Genomic DNA, 22,689 nt, shown 5'->3' with positions numbered 1-22,689 from the left:
CGCATGTAGAGGTGCACTGAGTTGGCGTGGGCAAGGCCAAGTAACTCGGCGACCTCATGAGCATCGACTAGGTCGTCGATGTCCACCTGCCGTCCCATATCCGCAGCGTAGGAGTCACCACCCCCGTCCGACCTCAGGGCGCGCTGAGCGACGATTGACAGACGAAAGTGACTGTCTATAATTATAGACAGTCACAGATGGAGGGGGGTCAGGTGGTCCAACTGGGGGACGTGCGCACCGCCGCGTGCACTCGGTGGGGCGAGCGGATCGCCGACGGATCCATGACCCCGTCCACTGCCAGCAGGTACGGACGGGTGTTCTGCTCGTTCATCAAGTTCGCCGAGGCTCATGGGGGCCGGACGCTCGCGGATCTTGACAGCGGTCTCGTCCTGCGCTTTGTGTTTGCGCCCCTCCCCGGCTACCTGTCGCCGAGTCCCTCTACGAGCCGCTTTCGGCTCACGGTCGTTCGCGACGCGTTTGTCGGCTTCGTAGCAGTTGGCGCCACGAGCCTGGACCCAGCGGTGGGGCTCCGGGTTGCCCGGTCTGAGACCGGGTCGACACCCCGGCCCCTCACGCCCCCCGAAGTCCGTCGGCTGAGGGCTACCTCGCGACTGCGGCCCTCGGACACCCTTCGACCTGCAACCGTGGAGCTCGCGCTCATGGGCCTGACGCATGCCGAGATCTCTGCGGCCGTGGTGTCCGATCTAGATCAACGGGCACAGACCTTGGCAATCGGCCGCGGGGAGCTGAGGCGAGAGCTCGCCTTGCCAACCGGCCGCCTGGCCGTTCTGTCCTCCCGCATCGATGCTCAGCGCCTCACTGCCCGTCGGCGACACCTTGCTTGGGACCCCTCCCAGATTCCGTTGGCGCTGACAAGACCGCTGCGTGCGTACCCGTTGGAGAGCATCGCTCCGACTGTTTCGACGAACATCACTCGGGCTCTGGTTGCCGCGGGAGTCAGTCGCGCCGGCGTGCGCCCGCGCTCGCTGCGCGAGTACGCCGCGAATGCCTCCTACGCGCGCTCGGGTCGGATCGAAGATGTCGCGGGTCTCCTCGGTATCCGCTCGCTCGATGCCGCCAGGCGTCTCATTGACTTGGATTGGCAGCAGCGCTGGGGCGAGGAGGTCCTTGATGACTCCCCCTAGCTCCGAGCGGGCTGGCGCTCGTCCTCGCATCCTCAGTGGGCGCACCAGCGGCGATCCTCATCATGACGCCATGCTGCTGCTTCGGCAGTCCCAGAGGCATCAGCGCGCCAGCGCGGGCAGCGCAATCAGTCGAGTAAGGGCGATCGCCGCTGATCCGCACGTTCACGCTCTGGGTGCGTTCATCGCGGAGTCGAACCATCGCGAACACAGCGTAGGAGGCCGACCGCTGACCTACCCCGACTGGTGCCTCGTCCTTTTCGGGGCTGCGATCCGCATCTTTGGCTCGGCCTCCGCCACGGCCAGAGCTCTGGGCGACACCGCGCTCTGGGGGGAGGTCCTCCGGGCGGCTGATCCGCTGATCGAGGCCGATATGCCCATCCCCCAGTGCGGGCCGAACCGGGACCATTGGTCCTACTTCTTGAGGAAGCGCGTCTCCACCGGGGGCTTGTCCACGGTCTCTGACTTGATGACCGAACTGGCGATCGAGCGCGCCGAAGAAGTTGGCCTGCTCAACCAGGAGGATGCTCAGCCGGTTGGGAGGTACCACCGCGACCACGTCGTGGGTATGGACGGCAAGGTCTTCTCGAGCCCGCTCCGAACGCTCGATCGCGAGCGAGTCAACCGCGTCACTGGGGAGCTCCGGCCAGTGCGCCAGGACGGCGCACGCCAGCAGTACGGCGAGGGCGGCGTCGATGGCATCGTCTGGGGTACGAAGTTCGCGATCGCGTCCGTGCGATCGCCGATGACCAACCATCGAGTCATCCTCGGCATCTCCCACTTCGACTCCGCGACTCAGGGCGGCGAGGGACGCGTGTTCACCGATCTCGCGAAGAACCTGGCCGGCAAATCTTCCGGTATCCACGCGTTCACCGCGGACGGCGCTTGGCGTGGCACCCACCTCGACCAAGTCCAGGCTGCTACCGGCTGCGGTGTCATCGCACCGGCCCGCCATCTGACCGCGCGTAAGGGCGGCATCACGCTGGGCCGCCACAGCTTCGCCGCCCAGCCGCTCCCGTGGTCCAGCCGACGGTCCAGACGCGAGTCACGCTGCGGTGGCCACCAGCTGTGGGCGTGTGCGGGCACGCTGTTCGAGCAGATCATCGCCTCCGACGGCAGCAGCGAGTTCGTGGAGCTGCGTCGACACCAGACCAAGCGCGACGTGACCCACCACAAGAACGGCTCCAGGCGCCACCAGTTCTACGGCCGCTACACCCTCCCCTGCCCCACCACGGGCGAGCCCCACACCTGGTGGGAACCTCTGCTTCCGGTGACCCACGACGCGCAGGCGAAGTTCAACCGCTGCGAGTATCTGAGGGTCGTGCCTGCCACGAGCCCCGAGCACGCCCGGTTGTACGGGATGCGCCAGGACACCGAGAGTCTCAACGCGCAGCTCGAACGGGCGTTCTACGGGCAGCGACTTCCCGCTTGGGGAGTCCACAACCAGACCGTCGTCGTGCTCCTCGCAGCCATGGCGGAGAACGCTTGGGCGCGCCAAGTGTGGCGCGACGAATTGGTTCGACAGCGGACGTAGCGCTGCTCCCGCGCACTATCCCCTCACCTAGTTCAGCAACTGGCCCCTCTCGCGAACCACGCTGCCCGGACACGCCTCAAGCCCATCGCCGGTGTGATCTCGCGAGACATTTCCGCCTAGGATCGTCAATCGCCCCGCCGGACTGAGGCGGGGCGTTCGTGCGGAAGGGTTTTCCACAAGCAACTCCGCACGTCCCGCCCCAGTAGCTCAGTGGATAGAGCAGCCGCCTCCTAAGCGAAAGGTCGCGCGTTCGACTCGCGCCTGGGGCACAACTGAAGACGCGCAGGTCAGGACACCCGATCGGCTCGTGACCTGCGCATGTCCCCCACTGGTGCACGGGCAGATCGTCACCGTCGACGGCACCGCCGGCACCGTCACGACCCATCCGGCGGACTGACCATCCTCAATCGGAATCCGGTGGTGTCATGGGTGATACCATACGCACATGGCGATGACGCTACGGCTGTCCGATACCGAAGCTGACGCGCTGCGTCTGCGCGCCGAGCGCGAGTCCCGTTCGATGCAGGATGTCGCCCGGCAGGCGGTCCGCGAGTACATCGAGAACCACAGCCGCGCCGAGCTGCTCGACCGGGTCCTCGACGAGGAGCTGCCCCGGTATGCAGAGGCCTTGGAGCGACTCGGCCAGTGATCTACCTGACGCTGGCCGAGTTGCTGCACGTCGCCGAGCGAACTCTGGGCAGCGAGGCGGCCGTCAGGGATCACGGGTTGCTCCAGTCGGCGTTGGCGCGCCCACAGGCCTCGGCGTTCGCGGATGATGCGTATCCCAGTCTGGAGGAGAAGGCCGCCGCGCTGCTGCACTCGCTCGCACGCAACCACGCCCTGGTGGATGGGAACAAGCGATTGGCCCTGGCGGCCACCATCGCATTCCTCGGGATCAACGGCATGCGGCTCACCCTCACCAATGACGAGGCGTACGACCTGGTGGTGGCGGTAGCTGCAGGTCGCCTGGACGAGATCCCCGAGCTCGCGGACCAGATCAGGGACGGTAGCCGACCGCGATAGCCCTGGCGCCGGGTGCGGCGCGCCGCCCCTTCCAAGTCTCCGCAAGCCGATCGACTTCCGGGACGGAGACGCTCGGACTGCTTGACGAGGGCCCGATCTCACGGACTCGTATGCAAATCCGCTGTCAAACTCGCTGCGCTGGGGCACCCTTCCCGATCTGTGCTCCGCCGGCTCAGGGCTTGGCGGCCTTCAGCGCCGAGTGGAGCTCGTCCAGCTGCTCGGCTGGCAGGGCGGTGGAGGCGTACCAGAACCACTTCGGGGCGCTGCCCACGCGCCGGTAGTCATCGGCGAGGACCGGCACCAGCCAGTCGGGGGTGCTGCCGGTGCTGATCACGATCAACTCGGGGCGCTCGGTGCGCACGTACTCGGCGTACCCCTCGAGGCCGCCGGGCCATTCGTCCTCGACGTACTGGTCGAAGCCGAGGGCGAACAGCTGGTACGGCGTGGGGTTGCGGCGGCCGGCCAGCGCCAGGGCCTCGGGGGCGGCGACCGACAGCATCGAGGCGTCGGGCGTCGTGCGCAGCATCGCGTCGACCGAGGCCTGCTGGGCGACCAGGGTGTCGTCGCGCAGCGAGACCGCCTGCGCGCCGGCGGCAACCGTGAGCACGCACGCCAGCGCGACCGCAGGGGCCGGCGAGGTCCGTCGCTCGAGCAGGAGCCCCACGATGCCGATGCCGATGGCGGCGAAGGGCAGCACGACGAACATGTCGGGGGGGCCGTTCAGCGCGTACGTCGACCAGGCGGCCGCCGTGGCGCCGGCCAGGCCCACGACCAGGTAGTCGCGGTCGAGTCCGGCAATGCGAGCGACCTGCGGCACCAGCGCCAGCAGTGCGACGGCGAGTCCAACCAGCACGAGGTAGAGCGACCAGCCGTAGCCGTTGGTGAGGAACTGCCAGACGTAGAGCGGGTTCTTCAGCGGCGACGGCTGCGAGGTGTCGGTCAGGTTGACGAGGAGGAAGCCGTCGATCGCTCTCGAGAGACCGCCTTCGGACCAGAAGTACGCCGCGAACACCAGCGTCGTCACGAGGCCCGCGACACAGACCCGCAAGGCCGCGACCAGCGGCCGCGTCGCCTCGCGCCCGGACACGATGCCGACGACGCCGGCTACCAGGAGCGGCACGAAGGCCGGCTGCCAGGTCAAGGTCGCCAGCGCGGTCAGGCCCCCGAACGCCCACCAGCGCCGGGCGCGCGCCGCGACGAGGGCGGCCAGCAGGAAGACGAGCATCGCGGTCTTGTCCCGCGGCCCGCTACCGGCCAGCTCGGTGAACGTCTCGAAGCAGAGGAACGCCGCACAGGCCACCACTGCTGCGGTTCGCGACCCGAGCACGTCGCGCGCCACGACGTACAGCAGTCCCGCGCAGACTGCAGACAACACGAGGTAGAACGCCCGCGCGCCGTGGACGTCGGCCAACCCGACCGCGCGACCGAGCGCGATCCCGACCCCCGGCAGCATGTCCGCGAGCGGACCGACCCGGTTGAAGACGCCGGTGTAGGGCGGCTCTCCGTCGAGGAACCGCTGGCCGCCATAGACGAACAGGCCGAGGTCGCGGTTGAGGACGCCGTTCCAGCCGCCGACCGCGTAGACGACGCCCGCCACGATGGCCAGCACGGGACCGAGCGGGTCCCACGATCGCGCACGCATGACGCGGCGAAGTCTGGCAGACAACCCGGGGACGGTCCGCCTCAGCGGACCTCGAACCTCAGCCCGCCCGCCTGCACGCGAGCCATCAGGTTGGCGCCCATCGCCTGGGCGGTGGTGACCTGGCCGGCGACCTCCGGGTTGTCGTCGAAGGCCAGGCACAGCCCTGACTCGGCCAGCATCATCGCGGTCTCGGTGTAGCCCGGGTCGCCGCCGGAGACGCGCGTTCGCACGGTCTCGCCACCAGCCTCGCCCACGAAGTCCACGGAGAACCAGGACTTCTGACGGCGCTCCGGGTCGGGTCCGTCGCCGGCGGGGTACCACTTCATCAGCAGCTCGCGGGTGAGCTTGAGCTGGGAGGCCAGACCCAGCCCGGCCACCACGGCCGCGCCGCCCACGGCGTAGGGCAGCGTCTTGGTGCCGGCGTAGTGGGAGTAGCGGAACCTCGGACCGTACGTCGGCAGGGCCGCGCCGCTGCGCGCGACGATCGCGGGGTCCATGGTCGGCAGCGGCAGCAGCCAGTAGTTCAGCAGCTTGTCGCGGTGCGGCTTGCCGCCGACGGCTCGCGAGGACCGCCCGACAGGCTTGGGCTCGATGCGCCTGCGGGCCTGGGCTGCCGCGCGGATCTGGCGGGCCCTGGACATGCCCGTGAGGGCGGTCTCGAAGGTACCTCCCGACGGCAGCCCACCCGCGCGGACGACGCCGCGCATGTCGATCGGTACGTCGGCGGGCAGGTGCTCGACGGTGAACATCGCGCCGAGGTCGTGGGGGATCGAGTCGAAGCCGCAGCCGTGCACGAGGCGGGCCCCGGTCGAGACGGCGGTCGCGTGGTGGGCGACGTACATCGTGTCGACGAACTCGCCCTCCCCGGTGATGTCGCAGTAGTCGGTGCCGGCATCGGCGCACGCGCCGACGAGCGCCTCGCCGCGGCCGACGTAGGGCCCGACCGTGGTCAGCACCACGCGAGTGCGGGCGGCCAGGTCGGCGAGGGATGCGGGGTCGCCGCTGTCGGCAACGATCAGGTCGACGTCCGCCCCGATCTGGGCGCGCACCTTGTCCAGCTTCTCGATGCTGCGTCCGGCGAGCGCCCAGCGCAGGCCGTCCGGCCCGTTCTTCGTGAGGTACTCGGCCGTCAGGGCGCCGGTGAAACCGGTCGCGCCGAACAGCACGATGTCGAACTCGCGGGCCCCGGGTTGTTGGGTCTGGGGCTTGGCCGACTGCTTGCCTGGCATGTCCTCATCGTGGCACCCGCACCTGCCGGCGAGAACCGGGAGGTCCCGCTGCAAGCGGCCTCGAGCCACCGATGCCTGGGTAATCTCGAACCCATGTGCCGCAACATCCGACCGCTGAACAACTTCGAGCCGCCGGCCACCAAGGACGAGGTGTACGCCGCGGCGCTCCAGTTCGTGCGGAAGGTCAGCGGCACGACCAAGCCGTCGCAGGTCAACCAGGAGGCGTTCGACCACGCGGTCCACGAGATCGCCCACATCACCCGCCACCTCCTCGACGACCTGGTCACCACGGCGCCTCCCAAGAACCGCGAGATCGAGGCCGAGAAGGCCCGCGCGCGGGCCCGCTTGCGGTACGCAACATGACGATCGCCCTCGAGTCCACCTACGACGACGCGCTCGAGCTGCTGCGAGAGCGTCCCCTCGTCGTGCTCACGGGCGCCGGCCTCTCGACCGACTCCGGCATCCCCGACTACCGCGGGCCGGGATCGCCGTCGCGACAGCCGATGACCTACCAGGAGTTCGTCTCGGGACCAGCGGCACAGCAGCGCTACTGGGGGCGTAGCCACCTCGGCTGGTCGCGGATGCGAGGCGCCACGCCCAATGCGGGGCACCACGCCCTCGCGCAGCTGGACCCCACCTTGCTGATCACCCAGAACGTCGACGGCCTCCACGAGCGGGCCGGCTCGCGCTCACTGGTCGCACTCCACGGGCGGATCTCGGAGGTGATCTGCCTGTCGTGCCGAGCGGTGACCCCGCGCGCGGCGCTGCAGTCACGGATGTCGGAGCTCAACCCGGGCTGGGTCGCTCGCCACTCGTCGGCCGCGACGCGGCCCGACGGCGACGTCGATCTCGAGGACACCACCGACTTCGTGGTGCCGGCCTGCTCCGACTGCGGCGGGGTACTCAAGCCGGACGTGGTCTTCTTCGGCGAGAACGTCCCGGCTGCGCGAGTCCAGCGCTGCTACGACGCCGTGGACGCCCTGGGATCCTCGGGTGCCCTGCTCGCCGTCGGTACCTCGCTCATGGTGATGAGCGGCTTCCGGTTCGTGCGCCGAGCCGCCCGCGCCGGCACTCCCGTGGTCGTCGTCAACCGGGGAGCTACGCGCGGCGACGAGCTGGCGACGTACAAGCTCGAGGCCGGCTGTTCGGAGTTCCTGGCAGCACTGGTGGGTTGAGGTCAGGCTGTCTTGTCGCGGGTCAGGGGAAGCTTCACCTGACATCCGGCGGTTTCCCCGGATGTCAGTTGAAACCAACCACCAGCCCTCACCCGGCCATCCCGACGAAGATGTGGGAGGCGGCGTCCAGGTCGATCTCGGCGGCTTCGCCGCCGGAGCCCACGAGCACGCCCTGGTCGGTGCCGGAGACGCCGACGATCTTGTCGGGGACGGCGCCGATGCGGCGCAGGGTGGACATCAGGGTCTCGTCCTTCTGGAGCTCCTCGGAGATCCGGCGGACCCGGACCGAGGCGGTGTCGCCGACTCGGGTGGTGACGTCGGCCAGCGAGACCATGCCATCCATGAACTCGTCGGCCTGAGCGGCCTCGCCGAGCTCGTCGAGGCCGGGGATGGGGTTGCCGTACGGCGACTCGGTGGGGTGGCCGAGCAGCTCGACGAGCCGACGCTCGACGGTCTCGGACATCACGTGCTCCCAGCGGCACGCCTCGGCGTGGACGAGCTCCCAGTCGAGCCCGATCACGTCGGTCAGCAGGCGCTCGGCGAGGCGGTGCTTGCGCATCACGCGGGTGGCCAGGCGCGTGCCTTCGGCGGTCAGCTCGAGGTGGCGGTCGCCCTCGACGGTCACCAGACCGTCGCGCTCCATGCGGGCGACGGTCTGGGAGACGGTGGGCCCGCTCTGGTGCAGGCGCTCGGCGATCCGGGCACGCAGCGGGACGATGCCTTCCTCGACGAGCTCATAGATCGTCCGGAGGTACATCTCGGTGGTGTCGATCAGGTCGCTCACTTGGCCATTCTGTCCTATGGGGGTGGCCGCTGGCAGAGTGGAGGAATGCCAGCAGTCATGTGGTTCCGGCGCGACCTGCGCCTCTCGGACAACCCGGCACTGCTCGAGGCGGCGGCCCGAGACGGCGAGGTGCTGCCCCTGTTCGTCGTCGATCCGGCGCTGTGGGGACCCAGCGGCCCGTCGCGCCGCCGCTACCTCGCCCAGTCGCTGCGCGACCTCGACTCGCGCATCGGCCTGACCATCCGCACCGGCGACCCGGTGGCCGAGGTGGTCCGCGCGGCCAGCGAGGTCGGGGCCGACCAGGTCCACGTCGCGGCCGACTACGGCCCCTACGGAGCTGCTCGCGACGAGCGCGTCGACGCAGCCCTGGCAGGACACGACATCGAGCTGGTCCGCACGGGATCGGCATACGCCGTGGCGCCGGGCCGGGTGACCAAGGACGACGGCATGCCCTACCAGGTCTACACGCCCTACTACCGGGCCTGGGCCGCGCACGGCTGGCGGGATCCGGCCGCGGACCTCGGCGCGGTCAGCTGGCTGGTGGCCGAGTCCGACGGCGTGCCCGATGTCGTGCTGCCCGACGGGCTGGCGCTCCCCGAGGCCGGCGAGGCCGCAGCCCAGCGGCGCTGGCACGACTACCGACGCACCAGGCTCGAGGACTACGACCGCCAGCGCGACCGGCCCGACCTCGACGCGACCTCCCACATGTCGGTCCACCTCAAGTGGGGCGAGATCCACCCCCGCACCATGCTGGCCGACCTGCGCGAGCACACCGGCCAGGGCGCCCAGACCTACCGCAAGGAGCTGGCCTGGAGGGAGTTCTACGCCGACGTGCTCTTCCACCGTCCCGAGTCGGCCCGCGACTACCTCAAGCCGGAGTTCGCCCGCATGGACTACGACGTGCCCGGCGAGCAGCTCGAGGCCTGGCGCCAGGGTCGCACCGGCTACCCGATCGTCGACGCCGGCATGCGACAGCTGCGGGCCACGGGGTGGATGCACAACCGGGTGCGGATGATCGTCGCGTCCTTCCTGGTCAAGGACCTTCACGTCGAGTGGCAGCACGGTGCTCGCCACTTCCTCCACTGGCTGGTCGACGGCGACCTCGCCTCCAACCAGCACGGCTGGCAGTGGACCGCCGGCTGCGGCACCGATGCCGCTCCCTACTTCCGGATCTTCAACCCCGTGACCCAGGGCAAGAGGTTCGACCCTCAGGGCGACTACATCCGCACCTGGGTTCCCGAGCTGCGTGACGCCGAGGACCCCCACCAGCCGGTCGACCCGATCGTCGACCACGCCGAGGAGCGCGTCGAGGCGCTCGAGCGCTACCAGAGGATCAAGAGATGACCGATCTGCTCGTGCCCGCCCGGTTCTGCGGACCACCGGTCTCCGGCAACGGCGGTTGGACCTGTGGCGCGATGGCGCAGCTGGTCCACGGCCATCCCGCGGATCACGCCCGGGCGTGGCCCGCCATCACCGTGACCCTGCGTCGCCCGCCCCCGCTCGACACCCCCGTCCCCACCTCAGAGGCCGACGGCGTGCTCACGGCCGCAGACGACGACGGTGTGGTCGCGACCGCCGAGGTCGCCGACACTCCGGTCACCGATGTCGACGCGGTCAGCGCCGTAACCGCCAAGGCGGCGCAGGCGCGGTACTCCGGCTGGGCCAGCCACCCGTTCACCTCCTGCTTCACCTGTGGCCCCGACCGCGCGGAGGGCGACGGGCTGCGGATCTTCCCCGGCCCGGTCGAGGAGGATCGGGTGGCCGCCACGTGGACGCCCCACCCGAGCACGGCGGAGGACTGGCACACCTACGACGACGACCACCGCCGCGCCTCGCTTCCCGTCACCTGGGCAGCGCTGGACTGCCCAGGCGGCTGGGCGGCCGACCTCGCCGACAACCCCGCCGTGCTGGGCCGGATGACGGCGCGGGTCGACACCCTCCCGCTCGTCGGCGAGGAGCACGTGGTGGTCGGCCAGCTGCGTGGGCGCGAGGGCCGCAAGCTGTTCACCGCCGCGACGCTCTACGACTCCGACGGCCGGGTGGTGGCGACCACCGAGCACACCTGGATCACCGTCGACCCGGCGACCTTTCGGTGAGGACGAGCACGGCGCCCTGGTGGCGCGACGCCGTGGTCTACCAGGTCTACGTCCGCTCCTTCGCCGACGCCAACGGCGACGGGCTCGGTGACCTGCCCGGCATCACCAAGCGGCTTCCCTACCTGCGCGACCTCGGCGTCGACGCGCTCTGGATCACGCCGTTCTACCCCAGCCCGCAGCACGACGCCGGCTACGACGTCTCCGACTACCTCGACGTCGACCCGCGGTTCGGCACGCTCGCCGACGCCGACGCGCTCCTCACCCGCGCCCATCAGCTCGGCCTCAGGGTCGTGGTCGACCTGGTGCCCAACCACACCTCCGACCAACACGAGTGGTTCCAGCAGGCCCTCGCCGCCGGGCCCGGCAGCCCCGAGCGCGACCGGTTCCTGTTCCGCAAGGGCAGGGGCCGCGGCCGCACGCAGCCGCCCAACAACTGGACCTCGGTGTTCGGCGGGATCGCCTGGGAGAAGCTCCCCGAGGGCCCCGATGGGTCGACAGAGTGGTACCTCCACCTGTTCGACCGCACGCAGCCCGACCTCAACTGGCGCAACCCCGAGGTGCGCGCGATGTTCGCCGACGTGCTCCGGTTCTGGCTCGACCGCGGCGTCGACGGGTTCCGGGTCGACGTGGCCCACGGGCTGTTCAAGGACAAGGCGCTCCGCGACCAGCGCTCGGCCCACCCGAGCTCGCAGCACGTCGAGTCGATGCTCGAGACCGACACCAAGGACGAGCCGATGTGGGACCAGCCAGAGGTCCACGACCTCTACCGCGAGTGGCGACGCCTGCTCGACTCCTACGACGGCGACCGGATGGCCGTGGCCGAGGCCTGGACCCAGACGCCGGCGCGCACGGCAGCGTTCGTGAGGCCCGATGAGCTGCAGCAGGCCTTCAACTTCGCCTGGCTGCTGGCGAAGTGGGACGCCGGCGACCTGGCCGACTGCATCCGCCGCACGTTCGCCACGCTCGACCCGGTCGGGGCCAGCCCCACCTGGGTGCTGTCCAACCACGACGTGGTCCGCCACGCCACGAGATACGGCGGCGGCAAGGTCGGTGTCGCCCGTGCCCGAGCCGCGACGCTGGCGATGCTCGCCCTGCCCGGCTCGGCCTACCTCTACCAGGGCGAGGAGCTCGGGCTCGAGAGCGTGGACGTGCCCGAGGAGCTGCGGCAGGACCCGGCCTGGTTCCGCACCGGCAAGGTGTGGCGCGACCACTGCCGCGTGCCCATGCCGTGGAGCGGAGCCAGGCCGCCCTTCGGGTTCGGCGGCCGCAAACAGCCCTGGCTGCCGATGCCGAGCGAGTGGGCGGCTCTCACGGTGCAGGCGCAGACCGGCAAGCGGGGCTCGACGCTCGAGCTCTACCGCAAGGCGCTGAAGGTCCGCCGCACCTTCGCCACCTCGGCCCCGCGCGAGGTCGAGATCCTCGACCGGGCCAGGTCCGTGCTGGCCTTTCGTCGCGGCCCGGTCACCGTCGTCCTCAACGCCGGCAAGCGGCCGGTCGCACTGCCGAAGGGCAAGGTACTCGTCAACAGCGGCCGCCTCGCTGACGGCAAGCTGCCGCCAGACACGGCGGTGTGGATCGGGTAGCTGCCCTCAGCCGTCGAGGGCGCGGTTGTAGCGCCCCAGCGTCTCGACGAACCCGGTCAGCTCGGCCTCCGACCAGTCACCCAGGCGCTCGTCGAGCCACTTGCGACGGTGCCGGGCCACGTCGGTCAGGCGGGTCCGCCCCTCCTCGCTGACCGACACGAGCAGCGCGCGGCCGTCCTCGGGGTCGGCGACCCTGGCGAGCAGGCCGAGCTCGGTCAGGTGCGCGACCTGGCGGCTCACCGCACCCTTGTCGATGTCGAACTGCTCGGCGATCTCGGAGGCACGCAGCGGCCCCTGCTCGGCGACGTAGGCGAGCATCAGGTACGACGAGGGCATCAGGTCGGGGTGCACCGCACGGGCCCGCAGGCCGATGACGCGGCGTACGCGCCGGATCAGCACCCCGACCTCGTGCTCGAGATCGCCGAGGGTGTCGGCACGACGAGCGGTCATCGGTGAGCCGCCCCGCTCACTGCCTCGGGTGCGATCTCCTCGGCCAGGTCGATCGTCGTGCGCAGCGGCACCTCGCGGATGAACAGCACGCACACGAACGCTGCCACAGCGAACGGCAACGCGACCAGGAACAGGTGCCCCGTGGCCTCACCGAAGGCCTGCTCGACCAGGGCGCGGACGCCGGCCGGCAAGGTGTCGAGATCGGGGATCGAGTGGCTCTGGTGGCCGCCGTCCAGGGAGGAGAGCTTGGCCGCGACCTGGCTGCTGAGCACCGCACCGAGCGCGGAGACGCCGATCGAGCCGCCCAGGCTGCGGAAGAACGCCACCACGGAGCTGGCTGCACCGAGGTCGGCCTGGGTGGTGTTGTTCTGGACCGCGAGCACGAGGTTCTGCATGGTTGCGCCGAGTCCGATGCCCAGCACCGCCATGTAGACGTCGATGTGCCACAAGGTGGTCGCCTCGTCGACGGTCGCGAGCATCGCCAGGCCGGCGATGACCACGACCATGCCGCCGACCAAGAACCGCTTCCACGTCCCGGTCTGGCTGATGATCCGCCCGGTCACCATGCTGGACAGCGCCAGGCCCAGCACCATCGGCATGGACATCAGGCCGGCCTCGGTGGGGCTCATGCCCCGCGAGAGCTGGAAGTACTGGCTGAGGTAGACCGTCGACCCGAACATCGCCACGCCGATCAGGACCGAGGCGCCCGTCGCCAGGCTCGTCGTGCGGTCGCGGAAGAGCCGCATCGGGATCACGGGCTCGACCGCGACCCTCATCTCCACCCAGATCGCGGCCGCGATCACGGCCAGGCCGGCCAGCACCAGAGCGGCGCTGGTGCCCGAGATCCAGGGGAAGTCGTTGCCGGCCAGCGAGACCCAGACGAGCAGCATGCTCACGCCACCCACGATCAGCGTCGCGCCCAGGTAGTCGATGTGGACCTCACGGCGCACGACGGGCAGGTGCAGCGTCTTCTGCAGCAGCGCGAAGGCGGCCACCGCGACGGGCAGACCGACGAAGAAGCACCAGCGCCAGCCCAGTCCGGGGGTGTCGACGATGACGCCGCCGATCAGCGGGCCCATCACCGTCGCCAGTGCGAAGGTCGCGCCGATGTAGCCGGAGTAGCGCCCGCGCTCGCGCGGGGTGACCATGCTCGCGATGACCACCTGCACGAGAGCGGTCAGGCCGCCGACGCCGAGGCCCTGGAAGGCGCGCGCGCCGATCAGCACCTCCATGTTGGGTGCGAAGCCGGCGAGCAGGGAGCCGGCCGAGAAGATGACCAGAGCGCTCTGCACGAGCACCTTCTTGCTGAACAGGTCGGCCAGCTTGCCCCAGATCGGGGTCGTGGCCGTCATCGTCAGCAGCGTTGCCACGACGACCCAGGTGTAGCCCGTCTGGCTGCCGTGGAGATCGGTGACGATCGCCGGCAGGGCGTTGGACACGACGGTGCTGGACAGCATCGCGACGAACATCGCGAGCAGCAGGCCGGAGAGCGCCTCGAGCACCTCGCGGTGGCTCATCTGGCCGGCGGTCTCCGCGGGGGCCGGGCCCTGCTGACCCTGCTGACGGGGGGTGGCGGTGGAGGACAAGTCAGAACCTTCGATTCGCGGGTGGCGTAGTTGGTTGACCCTAGCAACAGTTGCCATCCGCAACTAATTCCCCTGCCCCCGACACGCAGACGACCCGCAGGTGTGGCGCCCCTTACGGGGCTCCCCTCCGGCCGGACGTGGGCCGGATCACCTGCGGGTCGGGTGTCTGCGTTGGAATTGCCAGCAGTACTACGGAGTACGGGACTGGCCGGTTGCTGCTAGACCGCAGCCACCTCACGCGTCCTGAAAGTATTCAACTCTGGACCACCTCCTTTCCCGTGTGCGAAAACGGTAGCCGTCCGCGCAAGCACACCTCAACCGCTTTGCGCCCGTGTCGTCCGCAACCTCAGCCGACGGCCTCGGGCACTGCGGCGGTGAACTGCGCCTGGTACAGCCGGGCGTAGGCCCCGTCGGCCGCCAGCAGGGAGTCGTGGGTGCCCTGCTCGACGATGGCGCCGTCCTCCATGACCAGGATCAGGTCGGCGTCGCGGATCGTCGAGAGCCGGTGCGCGATCACGAACGAGGTGCGGTCGGTGCGCAGGGCGGCCATCGCGTGCTGGAGCAGCAGCTCGGTGCGGGTGTCGACCGACGAGGTCGCCTCGTCGAGGATCAGCAGGTCCGGGTCGGAGAGGAAGGCCCGGGCGATCGTGACGAGCTGGCGCTCGCCGGCCGACAGGTTGGAGCCCTCCTCGTCGACGAGCGTGTCGTAGCCCTCGGGCAGCGAGTGCACGAACCGGTCCACGAACGTCGCCCTCGCCGCCTCGACGATCTGCTCGTCGGTGGCGTCGGGGTTGCCGTAGGCGATGTTGTCGCGGATCGTCCCGGCGAACAGCCAGGTGTCCTGGAGCACCATGCCGACCTCGCTGCGCAGCTCGCCGCGCGGCACCGATGCGATGTCGACGCCGTCGAGGGTGATCCGGCCCGAGTCCACCTCGTAGAAGCGCATCACCAGGTTGACCAGCGTGGTCTTCCCGGCGCCGGTCGGGCCGACGATCGCGACCGTCTGCCCAGGGGCGGCGACGAGCGAAAGGTCGGAGATCAGCGGCTTGTCGGGGTCGTAGGAGAACGACACGTTCTCGAACCGGACCTCGCCGTGCCGCTCGACCTCGGGCACCAGCGCACCGTCGAGCTCGGCCGACTGCTCGTCGGCGTCGAGCAGCTCGAAGACCCGCTCGGCCGAGGCGACGCCCGACTGCAGCAGGTTGGTCATCGAGGCCACCTGGGTCAGCGGTTGGGTGAACTGGCGGGAGTACTGGATGAAGGCCTGCACGTCGCCGAGCGTGATCGACCCGTTGGCGACCTTGATCGCTCCGAGCACCGCGATCACCACGTAGTTGAGGTTCCCGATGAACATCATCGTCGGCATGATCAGCCCGCTGACGAACTGCGCCCCGAACGACGCCTCGTAGAGCTTGTCGTTCTCCTCTGCGAAGGTCCGCTCGACCTCCTCCTGCCGGCCGAAGACCTTGACCAGCGCATGGCCCGAGAAGGTCTCCTCGATGTGCGCGTTGAGCTTGCCGGTGCGACGCCACTGGTCGATGAACATGCCCTGGCTGCGCTTCATCACCGCACCCGTCACGACCATCGTCACCGGCACGGTGACCAGCGCGACCAGCGCGAGCTGCCAGGAGATCGAGAACATCATCGCCACCACGAACACGACCGTGAGCAGCGAGGTCATCAGCTGGCTCATCGTCTGCTGCAGCGACTGGCTGATGTTGTCGATGTCGTTGGTGACGCGGCTGAGCAGCTCACCGCGCGGCTGCTTGTCGAAGTAGCTCAGCGGCAGGGCATTGACCTTGTCCTCGACGTCGGAGCGCATCCGGCGCACGGTGCCTTGCACGACGTCGTTGAGGAGGTAGCCCTGCACCCATGCGAGCAGCGACCCCACGACGTACACGCCCAGCACGAGCAGCAGCACGTTGCGTACTGCCGTGAAGTCGACGCCTGCGCCGGGCACGAGATCGTGCATGTTGGCGATCAGGTCGGCCTGACGGACCTCGCCCCTCTCGCGGAGCGCCTCGACCGCCTGCTCCTGGGTGACACCCTCGGGGATCTTCTTGCCCAGGATGCCGGCGAAGATCAGGTCGGTCGCACGTCCCAGGATCCGCGGGCCGACCGACATCAGCGCGACGCTGAGGACCGCCAGCACCACCACGGCGATCGCCTTGGACCGCTCCGGTGCCATCCGGCGTACGAGTCGCTTGGCCGAGGGCAGGAAGGTGTTGGCCTTCTGCCCGACCATGCCGCCGCCCATCGGGCCGCGACCGGGCCCGGGACCTTGGGTGATCCGCTCGGTCTCCTTGAGCGTCGTGGTTGGTTGAGGAGGGCGCGCAGCGCCCGTCTCGAATCCCGGTGAGTCTTTCGAGGGCCGCTGGCTCATGCCGCCTCCTCCGCGCTCAGCTGGGACGCGACGATCTCCCGGTAGGTCGCCGAGGTCTCGAGCAGCTCGTGATGGGTGCCGCGGCCGATGATGGCGCCGTCCTCGAGCACGAGGATCAGGTCGGCGTCGCGGATCGTGGAGACCCGCTGGGCGACGATGAGCACCGTCGCGTCACGTGTCACCGGGCGCAGCGCGGCGCGCAGCCTGGCGTCGGTCGCCAGGTCGAGCGCCGAGAACGAGTCGTCGAACAGGTAGATATCCGGCTGCTTGACCACCGCTCTGGCGATCGCCAGTCGCTGCCGCTGCCCACCGCTGACGTTGGTGCCCCCCTGGGCGATGACCGCGTCGAGACCCCCTGACCCGCCTGCCATCTCGCGGACGAAGTCGGCCGCCTGGGCGATCTCGAGCGCCGCCCACAGCTCGTCCTCGGTGGCGTCGGGCTTGCCGTGCAGGAGGTTCGAGCGCACCGTGCCGGAGAACAGGTAGGCACGCTGGGGCACCAGCCCGATCACCGACCAGAGCCGCTCGGGCGCGAGACGGCGTACGTCGACGCCGCCGACCCGCAGCTGGCCACCGGTCACGTCGAACAGCCGTGGGACCAGGTTGACCAGCGTGCTCTTGCCGGCGCCGGTGGACCCGATCACCGCCACGGTCTGCCCGGGCTCGGCGCGGAACGTGACCTCGCGCAGCACCGGCTCGTCGGCGCCGGGGTAGGTCAGCTCGACGCCGTCGAGCTCGAGGGTGCCGCGCAGCGGAAGGTCGGTGACGGGATCGGCCGGAGAGGGTACGGACGTCTCGGTGTCGAGCACCTCCTGCACCCGGTCGGCACAGACAGCCGCGCGCGGCAGCATCATCATCATGAAGGTGCCCATCATCACGGCCATCACGATCTGCATCAGGTAGGCCAGGTAGGCCGTCAGCGCCCCGACCTGCATGGCGCCGGAGTCGACCCGGTGGCCGCCGAACCAGAGCACCGCGACCGAGGCGATGTTGGCGACCAGCATGACCGTCGGGAACATCGCAGCCAGGTAGCGGCCGGCGCGAGTGGCCACGTCGGTCAGCTCCTGGTTGGCCTCGGCGAACCTCTCGGTCTCGCGCTCCTCCCGCACGAACGCGCGCACCACGCGGACACCGGAGATCTGCTCGCGCAGCAGGCGGTTCACCTCGTCGATCCGGGTCTGCATCATCCGGAAGCTGGGCACCATCCGCGTGATGATCAGGCCCATCGCGCCGGCCAGCACGGGCACGGTCACCACGATCAGCCAGGAGAGCCCGACGTCGACGTGCATCGCCATCACGATGCCGCCGACCATCATGATCGGCGCCATCACCATCAGCGTGCACGACATCAGCACGAGCATCTGCACCTGCTGCACGTCGTTGGTCTCGCGGGTGATCAGGCTCGGCGCCCCGAAGTCCTGCACCTCGCGCTGCGAGAAGGACCCCACCCGGTGGAAGATCGCGGCCCGGACGTCGCGGCCGAAGCCCATCGCCGACCGGGCACCGAACCACACCGCGCCCACCGAGCAGACCACCTGCACGAGCGCGACGACCAGCATCACGGCGCCGGTGCGCACGATGTAGCCGGTGTCGCCGGTGATCACGCCCTTGTCGATGATGTCGGCGTTGAGCTTGGGCAGGTACAGCGCGCCGAGCGTGCCGACGAACTGCAGCAGCACCACCACCGTCAACGCCAACTTGTAGGGCGCGAGGTAGGTGCGAGCGAGCTGGATGAGCATCAGTGCTTCTCCCCTTGCTGGTTCCCTTGCCGGTTCTCTTGCCGGTTCTCTTGCCGGTTCTCTTGCCGGTTCTCTTGCCGGTTCTCTTGCCGGTTCTCTTACTGGTTCTCTTACTGGTTCTCTTACTGGTTCTCTTACTGGTTCTCTTACTGGGGCAGGTTCACGGCAGGACTCCGTGGAGGACGAGGTCGGCGATCTCCTCGGGCGTGAGCGCCGGCGACAGTCCGAGCTCGGGACGCGCCGCGCCGAAGGTCAGGCTGCGCAACGCCAGCGCCGCCGTCTCCGGCGTGACGGCCAGCCCTTCGGCGTACGGCTCGAACAGGCGCGTGAGTCTCTCGTGGAGGTCGCGTTGCGCCTTGAGCATGAACTCCGGAGGGCCGATCGGCGCCTGCTTGCTCTTCGAGTGGTGGGCCTCGTGGAACTTCGCGGCGAGGTAGGGGCGACAGGCGCTCATCACCGCCATCGTCAGGCGCATCCGCTCGAGGATCCGCGTCGCCGCGATGACGATGCGATCGCGCAGCTCGTCGGCCTCGGCGAGGGCCTCCTCGAACGCCTCCTGCCCCCCAGCCGGATTGATAGCCTCCTCGGCCGCGGCGAACAGCAGCGTCGCCTTGTCGGGGAAGACCCGGAAGATCGTGCCCTCCGCGATCCCTGCGGCCCGGGCGATCTCCTTGGTGGTGATGTCGCCGCCCTTGTCCACCAGAAGCGGGATCAGCGCATCGAGGATCGCCTTGCGCCGATCCTCCGGTGCCATCGCACTCGCCCGCGGACTCACGGCGTCGATGTTAAGTGAGTGAGCACTCACTCACAAGCGGATTCCGAGTTATGGTGCCAGCCGCTCGATGCGCCAGCCCTCGTCCGCACGGCGGTAGACCAGCCGGTCGTGCATCCGCCCCGGTCTTCCTTGCCAGAACTCCACGACCTCGGGACGCACCCGGTAGCCGCCCCACTCCTCCGGGACGGGTACGTCGTCGGGGTAGGCCGCCTCGGCCTCGGCGTACGCCTCGTCGAGCTGGGCCCGGGAGGCGACCACGCGGGACTGGTGCGAGGCATGCGCTCCCAGGCGGGAGCCTCGCGGCCGGGAGGCGAAGTAGGCCTCGACGTCGCTGCGTGGCAGGTGACTCGCCGTGCCCTCGACGCGGACCTGGCGCTCGAGCGGGTGCCAGGGGAACAGCAGTGCACACCGGGGCTCGGCCGCGAGCTCCTCGCCCTTGCGCGATCCCTGGTTGGTGAAGAACACGAAGCCGTCGTCGGAGACGCCCTTGAGGAGCACCATCCGCGACGACGGCTGGCCGCCACCGTGAGGGTCGGCGGACACCGTCGAGACGACCATGGCGTTGGGCTCGTGCACACCCGCGGCTCCGGCCTCCTCGAACCACCGGCCGAACATCGCGATCGGGTCGTCGGCCAGCTCCGCCTCGCTCAGACCGTGGTCGGCGTACTCGCGGCGCAGGCCTGCGATGTCCTCTCCTGCGACGTCGTCTCCTGCCATGGCATCGACTCTAGGCACTCCTGGGTCAGAGCAGCGTCTGGTACTGCGGCTCGCGGGACATCACCCGGTAGCTGAGGCGTTCGTTGACGGCGACCATGTGCGCGTTGGACTCGGCGTTGAAGGTGTCGACCTGCTCGAGCTGCGGCTCGACCTCGGCCAGCCAGCGCATCATGTCGGCCTTGAGCAGCTGGCCGAGACGGTGACCGCGATGCGCGCCGACCACCGACGTGTCGTGCTGGTGGCCCTCGGTCGGCGCCTCGCCGTCGACCGTCACCACGCTCAACCCGGCGATCTCCCCGGTCGCGACGTGGCGGGCGATGATGCGGTAGACCCGGAAGCCCAGCAGCAGCTGAGTGCGCTCGTAGGCGCGGACCCTTTCGGGCGAGAACACCTCGTCCTCGACGTCGATGTCGTCGAGCGGGGCGTCGTTGATCGCGGCGGTCGCCTCGGCCAGCTCGGGCAGCAGCTCCTCGGGACTGGGGACGACGATCCGCTCCAGCGCGTACCCGTCGGCGTGCGCCCGCGCCTCGTCGTACAGCCTGTCGGCGAGTCCGGGCTCGAGCTCCTGGAGGAGCTGGCGGCGACACACCGCCACCGACTTGACCTTCTCCCCGAGGGAGGCGGCGAACCCTTCGGTCTGCGGGCCCTCCCAGCCGTACCAGCCCATCTTCGTGCGCCCGACGGCCTTCGACTGCTCGCCGAGCAGCCGCATGGCCTCGGTGCCGTGACCGCGGCGCCGGTGGTCGGGGTGGACGACGATCTCGACGAAGGAGGCGTCGAGGTTGTCGTACTCGGTGGTGTGCAGCGCCGCGCAGCCGACAGCGGTCCCGTCGTCGCGCAGGAGCAGGAAGTGCCGGCCCGGCTCACCGTCCCAGCCGTGCTGCATCAGCAGCCGTTGGCGGCCCAGGGAGGTGCTCGGCCACCACGGCGCGTCGACCAGCCGCGCCGCCTCCTCGATCTCGACGTACGTCTCGATCCCGGCCCCTTCGTCGAGGCTCAGCTCCTTCAGCTCCACGATCGACCAGCGTGGTCGGAGGGCGGCGATGACGCGAGCGATTAACGCAGGCAGAATGCGCGACATGGCCGACAACCCTGGCGGGGCCGACGTGACCGTCCACGAAGGTCTCGAGGGCGTGGTCGCCTTCGCGACCGAGATCGCCGAGCCCGACAAGGAGGGCTCGGCCCTGCGCTACCGCGGCGTCGACATCGAAGAGCTCGTCGGACGAGTGCCGTTCGAGAAGATCTGGGGGCTGCTCATCGACGGCTCCTACGAGCCTGGACTGCCACCGGCCGAGCCCTACAACATCCCGATCCACACCGGCGATGTGCGCGCCGACGTGCAGGCCGGCGTGGCGATGCTGGCGCCGATGCTCGGGATGAGGCAGACCTACGACATCTCCGACGAGCAGGCCCGACTCGACCTCTCGCGGGTCGCGGTGATGGTGCTCTCCTACGCCGCCCAGGCCGCGCGCGGGCTGGGACTGCCCATCGTGTCGCAGCGCGAGGTCGACCAGGGTCACACCCTGGCCGAGCGCTTCCTGATCCGGTGGAAGGGCGAGCCGGATCCCAAGCACGTCAAGGCGATCGACGCCTACTGGAGCTCGGCGGCCGAACACGGCATGAACGCCTCCACGTTCACCGCCCGCGTGATCACCTCGACGGGCGCCGATGTCGCGGCTGCCTTCTCCGGGGCCATCGGCGCGATGAGCGGCCCGCTCCACGGAGGCGCGCCGTCTCGGGTGCTGCACATGATCGAGGAGGTCGAGAAGCGCGACGGCGACGCCGTGTCCTACGTCAAGGAGCTCCTCGACAGGGGCGAACGGCTGATGGGCTTCGGACACCGCGTCTACCGCGCCGAGGACCCGCGGGCACGCGTGCTGCGGCGGACCGCGAAGGAGCTGGGCGCACCGCGCTACGCCGTCGCCGAGGCGCTCGAGCAAGCTGCGCTGGCCGAGCTGCGCGAGCGCCGGCCCGACCGGGTGCTGGAGACCAACGTGGAGTTCTGGGCCGCGATCGTCCTGGACTTCGCGGAGGTACCGGCCAACATGTTCACCTCGATGTTCACCTGTGCGCGCACCGGCGGGTGGTCGGCGCACATCCTCGAGCAGAAGCGCACCGGCCGGCTGATCCGGCCCTCGGCGGTCTACGTCGGACCGGCATCGCGCCCGGCGGATTCCGTCGAGGGCTGGAACCCCGACTGGAACACCATCAGGGCGTGAGGCCCACCCTCGCCACCACCCGGCTGCGGCTGGAGCCGTTGACGGCCGACCATGCCGAGGACCTGGTCGCCCTCGACGGCGACGCCGAGGTGATGCAGTACCTCACGGGTCGTGCCCGCACCCGCCAGGAGGTCCTCGACGAATGGCTGCCGGTGCTGACCCGCGAGACCGGCCCCGGCGGCGTATTGGGGTACTGGGCGGGCAGCCGGGACGACGACACCTTCGTCGGCTGGTGGGCGCTGAACCCGTCGCCGGACGACGAGCACCAAGCCGAGCTGGGCTACCGGCTGCGGAGGGCGTCGTGGGGGCAGGGACTGGCGAGCGAGGGAGCGCTGGCACTGCTGGCACACGGGTTCGAGCGCGGTGGGCTGAATCGGATCTGGGCCCAGACGATGGCGGTCAACACGGCCTCTCGCGGCGTGATGACCCGGATCGGGATGAGCCCGGCCCGCACCTGGGTCGGCGAGTGGAACCAGCCGTTGCCCGGCTGGGAGCAGGGCGAGGTCGAGTACGAGATCACGCGGCAGCAGTGGCTCGAGAGGCGCTAGCACGTCAATTCGTTGACTAGACCGGCATAACCGCAGCTGTTCCCGTCTCGTTGATGGCCTGTTC

21 protein-coding genes and 1 tRNA gene are annotated in these 22,689 nt (G+C 69.7%); 12 read left to right on the top strand and 10 right to left on the bottom strand.

The features are described 5' to 3' along the window. Positions 1-644 precede the first annotated feature (644 nt). The 5 genes from ISU10_RS02325 to ISU10_RS02305 all read left to right on the top strand — a co-directional run bounded on the left by ISU10_RS02325 (position 645) and on the right by ISU10_RS02305 (position 3,699). Complete coding sequence (locus tag ISU10_RS02325; protein ID WP_194694756.1) at positions 645-1,145, top strand: site-specific integrase; 501 nt, start codon at positions 645-647, stop codon at positions 1,143-1,145. Positions 1,146-1,215: 70 nt separating this feature from the next. Continuing rightward, complete coding sequence (locus ISU10_RS02320) at positions 1,216-2,676, top strand: hypothetical protein (RefSeq protein ID WP_194694755.1); 1,461 nt, start codon at positions 1,216-1,218, stop codon at positions 2,674-2,676. Between the two features lie 196 nt (positions 2,677-2,872). Next, a tRNA-Arg gene (locus ISU10_RS02315) sits at positions 2,873-2,945 on the top strand. A 176-nt stretch (positions 2,946-3,121) separates the two neighbouring features. Further along, entirely contained in the window at positions 3,122-3,325 is a 204-nt protein-coding gene (locus ISU10_RS02310; protein WP_194694754.1) for a ribbon-helix-helix domain-containing protein, read from the top strand. Continuing rightward, positions 3,322-3,699: a type II toxin-antitoxin system death-on-curing family toxin gene (locus ISU10_RS02305; RefSeq protein WP_194694753.1), complete on the top strand. Its 378-nt coding sequence runs from the start codon at positions 3,322-3,324 to the stop codon at positions 3,697-3,699. The genes ISU10_RS02310 and ISU10_RS02305 overlap by 4 nt, the downstream gene beginning before the upstream one ends. A 172-nt stretch (positions 3,700-3,871) precedes the next feature. Here the strand turns inward: ISU10_RS02305 and ISU10_RS02300 are convergent, their stop codons facing one another. Together ISU10_RS02300 and ISU10_RS02295 are read right to left on the bottom strand one after the other, a co-directional pair. Next, on the bottom strand, positions 3,872-5,341 hold the full coding sequence (locus ISU10_RS02300; protein ID WP_194694752.1) for a hypothetical protein: 1,470 nt from the start codon (positions 5,339-5,341) through the stop codon (positions 3,872-3,874). A 41-nt stretch (positions 5,342-5,382) separates the two neighbouring features. Then, the gene (locus ISU10_RS02295; RefSeq protein ID WP_194694751.1) at positions 5,383-6,570 is read right to left on the bottom strand and encodes a saccharopine dehydrogenase family protein; all 1,188 of its coding nucleotides are present in this window, start codon (positions 6,568-6,570) and stop codon (positions 5,383-5,385) included. A gap of 93 nt (positions 6,571-6,663) precedes the next feature. Between ISU10_RS02295 and ISU10_RS02290 the strand changes: the two genes are divergently transcribed. Then, the gene (locus tag ISU10_RS02290; RefSeq protein WP_194694750.1) at positions 6,664-6,933 is read left to right on the top strand and encodes a DUF2277 domain-containing protein; all 270 of its coding nucleotides are present in this window, start codon (positions 6,664-6,666) and stop codon (positions 6,931-6,933) included. Then, positions 6,930-7,745 carry an NAD-dependent protein deacetylase gene (locus tag ISU10_RS02285; RefSeq protein WP_194694749.1) on the top strand — a complete coding sequence of 272 codons (816 nt, stop codon included), beginning with the start codon at positions 6,930-6,932 and terminating at the stop codon, positions 7,743-7,745. Before ISU10_RS02290 ends, ISU10_RS02285 begins: the two co-directional genes overlap by 4 nt. An 88-nt stretch (positions 7,746-7,833) precedes the next feature. Here ISU10_RS02285 and ISU10_RS02280 read toward each other — a convergent pair whose 3' ends face one another. Further along, the gene (locus ISU10_RS02280; protein WP_194694748.1) at positions 7,834-8,529 is read right to left on the bottom strand and encodes an iron-dependent transcriptional repressor DtxR; all 696 of its coding nucleotides are present in this window, start codon (positions 8,527-8,529) and stop codon (positions 7,834-7,836) included. A 45-nt stretch (positions 8,530-8,574) separates the two neighbouring features. Between ISU10_RS02280 and ISU10_RS02275 the strand changes: the two genes are divergently transcribed. The 3 genes from ISU10_RS02275 to ISU10_RS02265 are packed head-to-tail and all read left to right on the top strand — an operon-like array spanning position 8,575 to position 12,208. Continuing rightward, the gene (locus ISU10_RS02275) at positions 8,575-9,873 is read left to right on the top strand and encodes a cryptochrome/photolyase family protein (protein WP_194694747.1); all 1,299 of its coding nucleotides are present in this window, start codon (positions 8,575-8,577) and stop codon (positions 9,871-9,873) included. After that, positions 9,870-10,625 (top strand): hotdog family protein, encoded by a 756-nt coding sequence (locus ISU10_RS02270; protein WP_194694746.1) that lies wholly within the window; start codon positions 9,870-9,872, stop codon positions 10,623-10,625. Before ISU10_RS02275 ends, ISU10_RS02270 begins: the two co-directional genes overlap by 4 nt. After that, positions 10,622-12,208 carry a glycoside hydrolase family 13 protein gene (locus ISU10_RS02265; RefSeq protein WP_370864589.1) on the top strand — a complete coding sequence of 529 codons (1,587 nt, stop codon included), beginning with the start codon at positions 10,622-10,624 and terminating at the stop codon, positions 12,206-12,208. Before ISU10_RS02270 ends, ISU10_RS02265 begins: the two co-directional genes overlap by 4 nt. 6 nt (positions 12,209-12,214) lie before the next feature. On the opposite strand, the gene ISU10_RS02260 is transcribed toward ISU10_RS02265, so the two are convergent. From ISU10_RS02260 to ISU10_RS02230, 7 genes are all read right to left on the bottom strand, one after another. Further along, positions 12,215-12,658 (bottom strand): MarR family winged helix-turn-helix transcriptional regulator, encoded by a 444-nt coding sequence (locus ISU10_RS02260; RefSeq protein WP_194694745.1) that lies wholly within the window; start codon positions 12,656-12,658, stop codon positions 12,215-12,217. After that, complete coding sequence (locus ISU10_RS02255) at positions 12,655-14,244, bottom strand: MDR family MFS transporter (RefSeq protein WP_228499273.1); 1,590 nt, start codon at positions 14,242-14,244, stop codon at positions 12,655-12,657. The genes ISU10_RS02260 and ISU10_RS02255 overlap by 4 nt, the downstream gene beginning before the upstream one ends. A 346-nt stretch (positions 14,245-14,590) precedes the next feature. After that, positions 14,591-16,627, bottom strand: a complete 2,037-nt coding sequence (locus tag ISU10_RS02250) for an ABC transporter ATP-binding protein (protein ID WP_194694744.1) — start codon at positions 16,625-16,627, stop codon at positions 14,591-14,593. Further along, on the bottom strand, positions 16,624-18,366 hold the full coding sequence (locus tag ISU10_RS02245) for an ABC transporter ATP-binding protein (RefSeq protein WP_194694743.1): 1,743 nt from the start codon (positions 18,364-18,366) through the stop codon (positions 16,624-16,626). Before ISU10_RS02245 ends, ISU10_RS02250 begins: the two co-directional genes overlap by 4 nt. A 160-nt stretch (positions 18,367-18,526) precedes the next feature. Continuing rightward, entirely contained in the window at positions 18,527-19,141 is a 615-nt protein-coding gene (locus tag ISU10_RS02240) for a TetR/AcrR family transcriptional regulator (RefSeq protein WP_194694742.1), read from the bottom strand. Between the two features lie 48 nt (positions 19,142-19,189). Next, positions 19,190-19,858, bottom strand: a complete 669-nt coding sequence (gene pdxH, locus ISU10_RS02235) for a pyridoxamine 5'-phosphate oxidase (RefSeq protein ID WP_194694741.1) — start codon at positions 19,856-19,858, stop codon at positions 19,190-19,192. 25 nt (positions 19,859-19,883) lie between these two features. Then, complete coding sequence (locus tag ISU10_RS02230) at positions 19,884-20,873, bottom strand: GNAT family N-acetyltransferase (RefSeq protein ID WP_194694740.1); 990 nt, start codon at positions 20,871-20,873, stop codon at positions 19,884-19,886. Between the two features lie 64 nt (positions 20,874-20,937). Here ISU10_RS02230 and ISU10_RS02225 point away from each other — a divergent pair, with 64 nt between their 5' ends. Beyond that, a complete protein-coding gene (locus ISU10_RS02225) occupies positions 20,938-22,077 on the top strand; it encodes a citrate synthase 2 (protein WP_194694739.1) in 1,140 nt (379 codons plus the stop codon). After that, complete coding sequence (locus ISU10_RS02220; RefSeq protein ID WP_194694738.1) at positions 22,074-22,625, top strand: GNAT family N-acetyltransferase; 552 nt, start codon at positions 22,074-22,076, stop codon at positions 22,623-22,625. Before ISU10_RS02225 ends, ISU10_RS02220 begins: the two co-directional genes overlap by 4 nt. Positions 22,626-22,689: the final 64 nt, after the last annotated feature.

It is taken from the genome of Nocardioides agariphilus (assembly GCF_015352445.1).
GTDB lineage: Bacteria > Actinomycetota > Actinomycetes > Propionibacteriales > Nocardioidaceae > Nocardioides > Nocardioides agariphilus.
Note: the sequence above shows the minus strand (reverse complement) of the source record. Positions and strands in the feature narration are given on the sequence as shown.

Coding starts and splice junctions, on each gene's coding strand:
- ISU10_RS02320 (WP_194694755.1), top strand. CDS start 1,216: ATGCTGCTGCTTCGGCAGTCCCAGAGGCATCAGCGCGCCAGCGCGGGC.
- ISU10_RS02310 (WP_194694754.1), top strand. CDS start 3,122: ATGGCGATGACGCTACGGCTGTCCGATACCGAAGCTGACGCGCTGCGT.
- ISU10_RS02300 (WP_194694752.1), bottom strand. CDS start 5,341: ATGCGTGCGCGATCGTGGGACCCGCTCGGTCCCGTGCTGGCCATCGTG.
- ISU10_RS02295 (WP_194694751.1), bottom strand. CDS start 6,570: ATGCCAGGCAAGCAGTCGGCCAAGCCCCAGACCCAACAACCCGGGGCC.
- ISU10_RS02290 (WP_194694750.1), top strand. CDS start 6,664: ATGTGCCGCAACATCCGACCGCTGAACAACTTCGAGCCGCCGGCCACC.
- ISU10_RS02285 (WP_194694749.1), top strand. CDS start 6,930: ATGACGATCGCCCTCGAGTCCACCTACGACGACGCGCTCGAGCTGCTG.
- ISU10_RS02275 (WP_194694747.1), top strand. CDS start 8,575: ATGCCAGCAGTCATGTGGTTCCGGCGCGACCTGCGCCTCTCGGACAAC.
- ISU10_RS02270 (WP_194694746.1), top strand. CDS start 9,870: ATGACCGATCTGCTCGTGCCCGCCCGGTTCTGCGGACCACCGGTCTCC.
- ISU10_RS02260 (WP_194694745.1), bottom strand. CDS start 12,658: ATGACCGCTCGTCGTGCCGACACCCTCGGCGATCTCGAGCACGAGGTC.
- ISU10_RS02250 (WP_194694744.1), bottom strand. CDS start 16,627: ATGAGCCAGCGGCCCTCGAAAGACTCACCGGGATTCGAGACGGGCGCT.
- ISU10_RS02245 (WP_194694743.1), bottom strand. CDS start 18,366: ATGCTCATCCAGCTCGCTCGCACCTACCTCGCGCCCTACAAGTTGGCG.
- pdxH (WP_194694741.1), bottom strand. CDS start 19,858: ATGGCAGGAGACGACGTCGCAGGAGAGGACATCGCAGGCCTGCGCCGC.
- ISU10_RS02225 (WP_194694739.1), top strand. CDS start 20,938: ATGGCCGACAACCCTGGCGGGGCCGACGTGACCGTCCACGAAGGTCTC.